Annotated in this window: 10 protein-coding genes and 2 tRNA genes; 9 read left to right on the top strand and 3 right to left on the bottom strand. The window is 63.3% G+C overall.

Features of this window, described 5'->3' with window-relative positions; genetic code table 11:
* Positions 1-32: 32 nt before the first annotated feature.
* Genes B586_RS13535 through B586_RS13525 form a run of 3 tightly spaced genes read left to right on the top strand, consistent with a single transcriptional unit; the run spans position 33 to position 1,399 of the window.
* Positions 33-680 (top strand): HNH endonuclease, encoded by a 648-nt coding sequence (locus tag B586_RS13535; RefSeq protein ID WP_047315770.1) that lies wholly within the window; start codon positions 33-35, stop codon positions 678-680.
* A gap of 28 nt (positions 681-708) precedes the next feature.
* Positions 709-945 (top strand): aa3-type cytochrome oxidase subunit CtaJ, encoded by a 237-nt coding sequence (gene ctaJ, locus B586_RS13530; RefSeq protein WP_047315769.1) that lies wholly within the window; start codon positions 709-711, stop codon positions 943-945.
* Positions 932-1,399 (top strand): DUF5130 domain-containing protein, encoded by a 468-nt coding sequence (locus B586_RS13525; protein WP_047315768.1) that lies wholly within the window; start codon positions 932-934, stop codon positions 1,397-1,399. Before ctaJ ends, B586_RS13525 begins: the two co-directional genes overlap by 14 nt.
* Positions 1,400-1,487: 88 nt before the next feature.
* Here the strand turns inward: B586_RS13525 and pepN are convergent, their stop codons facing one another.
* Positions 1,488-4,091, bottom strand: a complete 2,604-nt coding sequence (pepN, locus tag B586_RS13520; RefSeq protein ID WP_054879682.1) for an aminopeptidase N — start codon at positions 4,089-4,091, stop codon at positions 1,488-1,490.
* Between the two features lie 132 nt (positions 4,092-4,223).
* Between pepN and B586_RS13515 the strand changes: the two genes are divergently transcribed.
* The 4 genes from B586_RS13515 (at position 4,224) to B586_RS13500 (ending at position 7,532) form a co-directional block, all read left to right on the top strand.
* A complete protein-coding gene (locus tag B586_RS13515) occupies positions 4,224-4,847 on the top strand; it encodes an Rv2466c family mycothiol-dependent reductase (protein ID WP_054879683.1) in 624 nt (207 codons plus the stop codon).
* A gap of 49 nt (positions 4,848-4,896) precedes the next feature.
* Complete coding sequence (locus B586_RS13510; RefSeq protein ID WP_047315767.1) at positions 4,897-5,376, top strand: ribose-5-phosphate isomerase; 480 nt, start codon at positions 4,897-4,899, stop codon at positions 5,374-5,376.
* Positions 5,377-5,394: 18 nt separating this feature from the next.
* Positions 5,395-6,642 (top strand): hypothetical protein, encoded by a 1,248-nt coding sequence (locus B586_RS13505; RefSeq protein WP_156406777.1) that lies wholly within the window; start codon positions 5,395-5,397, stop codon positions 6,640-6,642.
* Positions 6,643-6,725: 83 nt separating this feature from the next.
* A complete protein-coding gene (locus B586_RS13500) occupies positions 6,726-7,532 on the top strand; it encodes an Fpg/Nei family DNA glycosylase (RefSeq protein ID WP_047315725.1) in 807 nt (268 codons plus the stop codon).
* 52 nt (positions 7,533-7,584) lie between these two features.
* Here B586_RS13500 and B586_RS13495 read toward each other — a convergent pair whose 3' ends face one another.
* Positions 7,585-8,793, bottom strand: coding sequence for a serine hydrolase domain-containing protein (locus B586_RS13495; protein WP_054879685.1), 1,209 nt, complete (start codon positions 8,791-8,793; stop codon positions 7,585-7,587).
* 33 nt (positions 8,794-8,826) lie between these two features.
* Positions 8,827-8,897 (bottom strand) — tRNA-Gly (locus tag B586_RS13490).
* A gap of 133 nt (positions 8,898-9,030) precedes the next feature.
* Here B586_RS13490 and B586_RS13485 point away from each other — a divergent pair.
* Together B586_RS13485 and tig are read left to right on the top strand one after the other, a co-directional pair.
* Positions 9,031-9,107: transfer RNA gene (locus tag B586_RS13485), tRNA-Pro, on the top strand.
* A gap of 31 nt (positions 9,108-9,138) precedes the next feature.
* Entirely contained in the window at positions 9,139-10,548 is a 1,410-nt protein-coding gene (gene tig / locus B586_RS13480; protein WP_047315723.1) for a trigger factor, read from the top strand.
* Positions 10,549-10,627: the final 79 nt, after the last annotated feature.

Raw genomic sequence — 10,627 nt, 5'->3', positions numbered from 1 at the left:
CGAATCATGGTGGACTGTTCCGCGGAGGATTTATGGCGCAGCGCAAGAATCGCCGCAGCCACCGCAGTTCCGGGGCCGCGGCAACCCTGACCGGGTCTGCGAGTCCCTCATGCCTGCACAGTGTCGATATCCACCCGCCCACCCGTCACGAGAGTGGATCGATCTGGAGTCGTCGGCGGGTGTTGCTGCTGAACTCCACCTACGAGCCGCTCACCGCGTTGCCGATGCGGCGGGCGATCGTCATGGTGATCTGCGGCAAGGCCGACGTCGTGCACGTCGATCCGGCCGGTCCGGTCATCCATTCGGCGACCAGATCGATCACGGTGCCGTCGGTGATCCGGTTGCGATCCTACGTCCGGGTACCGTACCGAGCCCGTGTCCCGATGACCCGCGCCGCGCTGATGCACCGCGACCGCTTTTGCTGTGCCTATTGCGGGGCCAAGGCCGATACCGTCGACCACGTGGTGCCACGCAGCCGCGGTGGCGGCCACTCCTGGGAGAACTGTGTCGCGTGTTGTTCGACATGCAACCACCGCAAGGGCGACAAGCTGCTCACCGAACTTGGCTGGGTACTGCGCCGGGCGCCGGTGCCGCCGACGGGTCAGCATTGGCGGCTATTGTCCACGGTCAAGGAACTGGACCCGGCGTGGGCTCGATACCTCGGTGAGGGCGCCGCCTGAATGGGATACGGTTTGCGTCGTGAGCATTCTGCAAATCCACCTCTACTTCGTCGGCATCCCGTTATTGCTGGTGGTCGTGCTGGCAGTGCTGATCCTGTCGCGTAAAGGACCCCATCCCGCGACCTATAAATTGGGCGAGCGGTGGACGCATCCGCCCATCCTGTGGGCTGCCACCGACGAGGTTGTCGGCAGCGATACTGGGGCGCACGGGGGCCATGGAGCATCAGAGTTCACAGTCGGAGGTGGCGCCAGTGGTACGTGGTGATGTTGCAACGATCGAGCCCACCGAACTGCCCAAGGGTTGGGTGATCACTACCAGCGGACGGGTCTCCGGGGTTACCGAGCCCGGGGACCTGTCGGTGCACTACCCGTTTCCGATCAAAGACCTCGTCGCCCTGGACGACGCGTTGAAATACGGCTCTCGGGCCTCTCATGCACGGTTCGCCGTTTACCTGGGTGACCTGGGCAGTGACACCGCTGCCCAGGCTCGCGAGATCCTGGCCCAGGTGCCGACGCCGAACAACGCGGTGCTGGTCGCCGTGTCACCCGACCAGTGCGCCATCGAGGTGGTCTACGGCTCGCAGGTCCGGGGTCGTGGCGCCGAGTCGGCGGCACCTCTGGGCGTCGCGGCGGCTTCTTCGGCCTGCAAACAAGGGAACCTGATCGATGGGCTGATCAGCGCGATCCGTGTGCTCAGTGCGGGGATCTCCCCGGCCTAGCGCGTTTGCCCAGAATTCGCGAGCGTGCGCAGATGTACAGCCCACGCGGCGTGTCGTTGTGCAGACTACGCACGCTCGCCGGGGGAGCTTAGTCAGCGCTGTCGAACTTGCGGGCTCGCAGCGCGCGCTTCACCGCGGCTTGGCCCTCCAGCACCAGGCGGCGCAAGGCCGGTGGTACCCCTAGTGGCCCCGCCTCTGGCGCGGTCAGGAATTCCTCGGCAGCCGCGATACCCGCGTCGCTGATGTCCCAGTGGGGATACAGGCCGATCACCACCGTTTGCGCCACTTCGCTGGATCGCCGTGCCCAGACACCGGGTATCGCGTCGAAGTAGCGCGCGGTGAACGCTTTGAGTAGCTCAGCTTGTCCCGGTGCGACGATGCCAGCAATGATCGCCCGGCCTGCGGCGTTAGCCAGGGTGTCGTCCTCGACCACCGTGGTAAACGCCTTGTTCTTGACATCGGATTGCGGCCGCGCTGCTGCGGCCTGAGCGCCGTGGCGCTTGCCGGCGGCTGTCGGGTCACGTTGCATCTCGGCGTCGATCCGCGGTGTCTGCGGTCCGTCGGCATCGAGAGCCCCGGCGGTGGCCAGCGCGGTCACGATGCGCCAGCGCAGGTCGGTGTCGACTTGCACGCCAGGCAATCCCAGCTCGGCGGGGTCCGAAAGATCTGGGTCGAGCAGGGCAGCCAACGTCTGCACATGCCGGGGCGACAGCACCGACGAGCACAGCGTGTTGACGAAAGCGAGCTGGTGATCCGACCCGGGCGCTGCGGCGCGCGCCAATTCCAAGATCCGGTCAGCGAACTGCGGCCAGCCGTGATCACGCGCCCAGCTTGGCTCGGCATACGAACCCAGCGCCGTCTGCGCCTGCAGCAGCAGCCGCTGTGCCACCCCGACCTCGGTTTCGGCATGCACGGCACCCGACACCAGCGTCACGAAGTCGCGGGCGCGCAGTTCGGCCTCGCGGGTCATCTCCCAGGCCGCCGACCACACCAAGGTGCGCGGCAGCGGTTCGGCAATGTCGGCGATGCTCTGCAGCGCGGTCTGCAGCGACTGGGCATCCAGCCGCAGTGAGCAGTAGGTCAGGTCGTCATCATTGACCAGAATCAGCTTGCCGCGCGAAACGCCAACCAGCGCAGGGACTTCCGTCTTCGGGCCCTCGACGTCGAGTTCCTCCCGATGCACCCGCACCAACTTGCCGGCTTCCCCACAGTCGTCGTAGATTCCGACCGCGAGCCGGTGCACCCGGGTTTCACCCGCACCCGGTGCGGCGCCGCTTTGCGTCACCGAGAACCGGGTGAATTTGCCGTCGGCGTCGACGTCGAAATCTGGCCGCAGCGTGTTGATCCCGGTGGTTTTCAGCCACTGTTGGCCCCAGTTCGACAAGTCGCGGCCGGAGGCATTCTCCAGGGCGGCAAGCAGATCGTCAAAGGTGGCATTGGCGAATGCGTGGGTGCGGAAGTAGTCGCGCAACCCGGCCAGGAATTGCTCCAACCCAACGTAGGCAACGAGCTGCTTGAGTACCGAAGCGCCTTTGGCGTAAGTGATGCCGTCAAAGTTCACCTCGACTGCAGCTAGGTCGGGGATGTCAGCGGCGATCGGGTGCGTCGATGGCAGTTGGTCCTGGCGGTACGCCCACGACTTTTCCACGGTGGCGAACGTCGTCCACGCCTCGGTGAACTCGGTGGCCTCGCTTTGGCACAGTACCGATGCGAAGGTCGCGAACGACTCATTCAGCCACAAGTCGTCCCACCAGGTCATGGTGACCAAGTCGCCGAACCACATGTGCGCCATCTCGTGCAACACCGTCTCGGCGCGCCGTTCGTAGGAGGCACGAGTGACTTTGCTGCGGAAGACGTAGTCCTCGAGGAACGTCACCGCGCCGGCGTTTTCCATTGCGCCGGCATTGAACTCGGGGACGAAGAGCTGATCGTACTTGCCGAACGCGTACGGCAAACCAAAGTGCTTGTGGTAGAAGCCAAATCCCTGCTTGGTCTGGGTGAACAACCGCTCAGCGTCCATGAATTGTGCCAGCGAAGCCCGGCAGTAGATGCCCAGCGGGATCTCGCCGTGTTCGTCGCTGTAACTGTCGTACCAGGCGGCGTACGGCCCGGCGATCAACGCCACCAGATAGGTGCTCATCCGCGGGGTGGTGGCGAAGGCGTGCGTCCCGTCTGTGACGTTGGTGCACACGCTGTTGGAGATCACCTTCCAGTGCTTGGGTGCGGTCACCTGCACCTCAAAGGTGGCCTTGAGGTCGGGTTGGTCGAAGCAGGCGAACATTCGCTTGGCGTCAGCGGTTTCGAATTGCGAGTACAGGTAGACCTCGTCGTCGACCGGGTCGACGAAGCGATGTAGGCCCTCGCCGGTGTTGGAGTAGCGGCAGTCGGCGTCGACGACGACCACGTTGCGATCGGCCAGTCCGGGTAACGGGATACCGGTCGATTCGTCGTACCCGGAGACGTCGAGTTCGCGGCCGTTGAGGCTGGCGCTGCGCACGGTATCGGCAGCGATGTCGAGCACGGTGTGGGCGCCGGCGGCTGCGTCAAACACGACGGTGGTGGTGGACCGGAAAGTACGTTCGCTCGCAGCGCCGTTGCCGTCGGTGAGATCGAGGTTGATCTGATAGCTGTCAACGGTGATCAGGGCGGCGCGTTCGACAGCCTGGTCCCGGGTGAGGTTTGGAAGGGCCACGCGTCCAACTTAGAGCCTGTCGGCACGCGGGCCGGGCACCGGTACCTCTGGGTGGGAACAGCCGCGCGGCAACTACGGTTGTGCTGAACAGTGTTCCGACCGTTCCTGAACTGTCCGGGAGAGGACTGTGTAATGCCCGAGAAGGCCCCCGTCAAGTCGCAAGCCGATTTCTGGTTCGACCCGTTGTGCCCGTGGTGTTGGATTACCTCGCGTTGGATCCTCGAGGTGGCGAAGGTTCGCGATGTCGAGGTGAACTTTCACGTGATGAGCCTCGCGATACTCAACGAAAACCGCGACGACCTGCCCGAGAACTATCGCGAAATCATCAAGGGGGCATGGGGGCCGGTGCGGGTGGCGATCGCTGCCGAGCAGGCCCATGGTGCCGGCGTGCTGGACCGCCTATACACCGCGATGGGCACCCGGATTCACAACGAGGACAACAAAAACCTCGACGAGGTCATCAAGGGGTCGCTTGCCGACGCCGGTCTGCCAGCGGAGCTGGCGGCGGCAGCTCAAAGTAACGCCTACGACGACGCGCTGCGGAAGAGCCACCACGCCGGCATGGACGCGGTCGGCGACGATGTCGGCACGCCGACCATCCACGTCAACGGTGTGGCGTTCTTCGGGCCGGTGCTGTCGAAAATCCCGCGCGGTGAGGAGGCCGGCAAGCTCTGGGACGCCTCGCTGACCTTTGCGGCCTACCCACACTTTTTCGAGCTCAAGCGGACCCGCGCCGAGCCGCCGCAATTCGACTAGACCAGGCGGCTCGGCGGGTGGTGCAACCGCGTCGGGCACAATGTCGGGCATGCGTGTCTACCTGGGTGCTGACCACGCCGGCTACGAGCTCAAGCAGCAGATCATCGAGCATCTGAAAAAATCCGGTCACGAGCCGATCGACTGCGGCGCCTTCAGCTACGACGCCGAGGATGACTATCCGGCGTTTTGCATCGCCGCCGCGACGCGCACGGTGGCTGATCCGGGCAGCCTCGGCATCGTGCTTGGGGGGTCGGGCAACGGCGAGCAGATCGCGGCCAACAAGGTCGTCGGCGCACGGTGCGCGCTGGCGTGGAGCGTCGAGACCGCGACGCTGGCGCGTGAACACAACAACGCGCAGCTGATCGGTATCGGCGGCCGTATGCACACCGTCGCCGAGGCGCTGGCTATTGTCGACGCTTTCGTGACCACGCCGTGGTCGAAAGCGCAGCGCCACCAACGGCGTATCGACATTCTCGCCGAGTACGAACGTACCCACCAAGCGCCGCCGGTTCCCCGAGCTGAGGTCTGACCCCAGAAGGAGAGTCCGTTGAGGATCGCTGGAAATTCGCGGACAATTGTCACCGGAATTTACTGGTCCGCGATGCTTACCGGATATTTAGCGACAGCATACATGCCATGGCGGCTGGGGCCGAACACGATACGCAGCGACGCCTTGATCTATCGAACTATGTCAGAACAGTTGCATACCCCTCAAACTAATCCGCTTGGATTGCGTTTGCCGGTACCTTATCTCGTTCATTTCCTATCAATATATGGAAATTTAGACATAAACTCGGCGTGGCGGATCGTGACGATCGGATTCACATTTGCGACCCTCCTGGTGTATTTTCTTATTTTTGCTAAGATCACCGAGGCTGTAAGCCTATCGTGCATGCTCACCGCGATGGTTGCGGCAACTTACTGGCTTTGTGTATTCAGTATGCAACGGATGTGTCTTTTGGACCCGGCGCAGAATTTCTTTCTGGTTCTCGTGATATGGGCTGCACTAAGGCGGAATTTTATTGCGTTCGTAATTCTTTTGGCTCTTGGTGCGATGTTTAGAGAACCCGTGCTGCTGGCTGCTCCGACACTGCTACTGGTGCTCGTCGCTAACAAATCGCCTAAACGCATGCTAATCAGAGGATCTATTGCGACTTTCGGTGCAATCGCGGTGTATTTTATCTATCGGGCTGTGGCCATTGCTTCGCTGCTTCCTGGCGGAACTTTCTATATTGGACGAACGGGCACGTCAAGCATCGTGAAAACGGTAACTTCTGCCTTGGCGGCCTTTCAATCACGTATCCCCATTGGGACTGCGCTCGCATTCGGTATACTTCCGCTCATCGTAATTTTTGGGCTCACACATTCGAATTTTCCGCAGAAGGAGAAACGAACAATTCTGGGCTTGATAATTGGCTACACGCCGATAGTCTTATTTGCTCGAATATTTGCAACAGACGCCGAGCGTGTTCTTATGCTGTTAGCGCCAGTGGTGTTTATCGCATTCGCATTAATTGTCGCCAACATGCCTGAGCGCAACGACCTACGCCGTTTTTCATTGCTGATATTTACTGTACTGTATGCGGGAGCGCAAGCCACCACAAGTCATCGGTTAGGAATTATTCTCAATTTTGTCGCCCTAATACTCTTTGGTGGTGTAATGCTGGTGCTGCAAGAAATATCCCGCAGACAGGCAGGTCGGTCGTCCCGCCCTGATGATGAGGTTATGGATTCGAATGTGCTACCTGTTCAATTGACGGCTGGCGTCGGCGCACGAGGGGGTGCTTCGCTGTGATGCCCCTGGGTGGCAGGAAACTGCCAGGAAGGCGTACTCGCCAAGCGCCGCCGGTGCCCGCCGCCCGGGTCTGAGGGACTCTGGTGCCCGAAGGGCATACCCTGCACCGGCTGGCCCGGCTGCATCAGCGCCGATTCGCGGGCGCACCTGTCACGGTGTCCAGCCCGCAGGGCAGGTTCGCTGATTCGGCGGCCTTAGTGGACGGCCGGGTGCTGCGCCGTGCCAGCGCCTGGGGTAAGCATCTGTTTCACCACTACGCTGACGGCCCGATCGTGCATGTGCATCTTGGCCTCTACGGCACTTTCACCGAATGGGCCCGCCCCAACGATGTATCGCTTCCGGAGCCGGTCGGGCAGGTGCGAATGCGGATGGTCGGCGCTGACTACGGCACCGACTTGCGCGGCCCGACAGTGTGCGAGCTGCTCGACGAAGGCCAGGTCGGAGACGTCGTCGCGAGGCTTGGACCCGACCCCTTGCGTGGCGATGCCGACCCGTCGTGGGCGTGGGCTCGGATTACAAAGTCCCGCAGGCCTATCGGTGCGCTCTTGATGGACCAGACCGTCATCGCCGGGGTGGGGAATGTCTACCGCAGCGAGTTGCTGTTCCGCCACCGCATCGAACCGTTCCGGCCCGGCCGGGAGATCAGCCAGACAGCGTTCGATGCAGCGTGGACCGACCTGGTGGCACTGATGAAAGTCGGTTTGCGCCGCGGCAAGATCGTCGTGGTGCGCCCCGAGCACGACCACGGTCCGCCGTCCTACTTGCCCGAGCGGCCCCGCACGTACGTTTACCGACGCGCCGGCGAACCCTGCCGCGGGTGCGGTGCAACGATCCGTACCGCGGTACTCGAGGGCCGCAATGTGTTTTGGTGCCCGCAGTGCCAGGTGTGAACCGTAGGTGGCAAAGGGCAATGGGAGCCGGCGGGCCCGACCACCGGTAATTTCAGGCCACCGGGAGCACGTCGTTGGTGACCCCAAGCGCCGCGTAGACCCGGTTACTCAGGGCCAGGCTGCGTGGGTCTGCGTTGGCTTTGGTGGCGTCGAAGCGATTCATCACATACGCGTAGCCGATTCGGTGTTCCGCATCGACAAACCCGAATGAGCCGCCGGTGCCGCCGTGGCCGAAGATCCGCGGGTTGGGTCCGTTGATGCCACGCTGGTTGAGCATGTAGCCCAAACCCCACCCGTGATCGGCGACCCGCGGGCCGAGCACCAGATCGGTGTCGAAGCCACCTTGGGACACCCGGACGAGGTCCATGTGGCTGCGACTGAGCAGCTTCTCCTGGGCGAGCGCATTGTAGAAGGTCGCTAACCCCAGCGCCGACACATGTCCGTTGGTGGCGGGAAACTCGATCTCTCGCCACCGCTCCGGTGCTGTGAAGCCGAGTTCGTTGTCGGGTACGAAAGGCACAAACCCTAGCGCGACCGACAGCCCCGCTTTCGGATGTTCGGCCAGCGTGACGGGATCGTCGGGTGCCTGGGCGTCGGACACCATGGTGCGGATTTGGGAGTGGTTCACCATCTCAGCGCAGCGGTGCTGCTCACTGGCGGGCAAGCCGATATGCACATCGATGCCCAGCGGCTCGGCGATCTCGGTGCGTAGATAGTGAGCTATTGTGCGGCCGGTGACCCGGCGAACCACCTCGCCGAGGATGAAACCGAAGCTGACCGCGTGGTAGCCCTGGGCGGTCCCCGGCTGCCACCACGGTTCGGCGGCGGCTAGCTGCTCGCAGACAAAGTCCCAATCGGCCACCTGCTCCCAAGCAAGCCGTTTGCGCGGCCCAATTGCGCCGGAGCGGTGGCTCATCACCATGGCCAGCGTGATGGCTTCCTTACCCGCCTGCCCGAACTCCGGCCAGTAGCGCGACACCGGAGCGTGCAGATCCAGTTCGCCGCGCTCGGCGAGCTGGTGCACGCATGTGCTGGTCAGCCCCTTGGTGCCGGAGAGCACGACGGATAGCGTGTCCTGCTGCCACGGCCGGGTGCCGGCAGCGTCGGCGGAGCCGCCCCAGAGGTTGACGACGAGGTCCCCCTCGACCCACACCGCTACGGCCGCGCCGACCTCGTTACGCAGCGCAAAGTTGCGCTCGAAGGCATCTCGTACGCCGACGAACTCCGACGTGCATGAGCCCTTGATGACGACGTCGCTCATGGCGCCTTTCCGTTGAGCTAAACGGTCAACCCGAGCGGGCGACGGGAATCGAACCCGCGTAGCTAGTTTGGAAGACTAGGGCTCTACCATTGAGCTACGCCCGCGTGTATCAGTCGAGCGCGACTGTACGTGGTGGCAGGCATCAAATCTAATTGAAGCTGTTCTGCGACCGCTCTGTGACGCAGTAGGTCGCTGCAAAAGGCGCTGCCGTCGGGCCGTAGGATCGCGTGGTCAGCGCGGGGTGTAGCGCAGCTTGGTAGCGCATCCGCTTTGGGAGCGGAAGGCCGCAGGTTCAAATCCTGTCACCCCGACCAACCGCAGGGACGACCACCGAGGAGCACACCCGTGAAGAGCAATGTCGAGCAATTGAGCCCTACCCGGGTGCGTATCAACGTGGAAGTGCCTTTTACCGAGCTCGAGCCGGATTTCCAGCGGGCCTACAAAGAGCTGGCCCGACACGTGCGGCTGCCCGGTTTCCGGCCCGGGAAGGCGCCCGCGAGGTTGCTGGAGGCGCGTTTCGGCCGGGAGACGCTGCTCGATCAGGTTGTCAACGAAGCCATGCCCAGCCGGTACGGTCAGGCACTGGCGGAGTCGGAGGTCCAACCGATCGGCCAGCCCGAAATCGAGGTGACCAAAAAGGAATACGGCCAGGATCTGGCCTTCACCGTCGAGGTCGAGGTGCGCCCCAAGATCGAACTTCCGGATTTCAGCACCCTGACGGTTGCCGTGGACCCGGTCGAGGTCAGCGACGACGATGTCGAGGCCGAGCTGCAGTCATTGCGTGCCAGGTTCGGCACCCTGACCGGCGTGGACCGGCCGGTGGCGCTCGGTGACTTTGTCTCGATCGATTTGTCGGCCACCGTCGATGGCGAGAAGGTACCGAACGCCGATGCGGAGGGGCTATCCCACGAGGTCGGCTCCGGCCGGCTCATCGCAGGTCTCGACGATGCGCTCGTCGGTTTGTCCGCCGATGAGTCGCGAGTCTTCACCGCTCAGTTGGCCACCGGCGAACACGCCGGTCAGGACGCAGAGGTGACCGTCACCGTCAAGTCGGTCAAGGAACGCGAACTGCCGGAGCCGGACGACGAGTTCGCCCAACTGGCCAGCGAGTTCGACACCATGGCGGAGCTGCGGACCAATCTTGGCGATCAGGTCCGCCAGACCAAGCGCGCCCAGCAAGCGGAGAAAATCCGCGACGCGGTCGTGGACGCGTTGCTCGAGCGGGTGGACGTGCCATTGCCGGAAGGGATTGTGCAGGCCCAGTTCGATAATGCCCTGCACGCCGCGCTGAGCGGTCTGGGCCACGACGAAGCCAAGTTCGCCGAGATGCTCGCCGAGCGTGGGTCCTCGCGCGAGGAGTTCGAAGCCGAGACACGGAGCGCCGCAGAGCAGGACGTCACGAGGCAGCTGCTGCTGGATGCAGTGGCTGAGGACCAGAAGATCCAGGTGGGCCAGGACGACCTGACCGAACGCTTGCTCGCCACGTCTCGGCAATACGGCGTCGACCCACAGCAGCTGTTTGGCTTCCTGCGGGAAAACAACCAGTTATCGTCCTTGGTTGCCGACGTGCGGCGCGGGCTGGCGGTCGCAGCGGTGGTCGAGGCGGCGACGGTCACCGACGTTGCCGGAAACCCGATCGACACCAGTGAATTCTTCGGCAAGCGCGCCCAAAGCGACGAAGCTGACCAGAAGACCGAAGAATCAGACCCGAACAGCGGTGCCGCCGACGACGAGGCCGGCGAGGCCGCGGAATGACCGGGTTATGACGCTGTAAGCGAACGTGCCCCTTTCAGGGGGTGCGTGACCGCCAAACAGCGGGCTCGGTTAGTTAGTG

The organism is Mycobacterium haemophilum DSM 44634 (assembly GCF_000340435.2).
Classification (GTDB): domain Bacteria; phylum Actinomycetota; class Actinomycetes; order Mycobacteriales; family Mycobacteriaceae; genus Mycobacterium; species Mycobacterium haemophilum.
The sequence above is the reverse complement of the archived record's forward strand: the minus strand, read 5'-3'. Positions and strand labels throughout refer to the sequence as shown.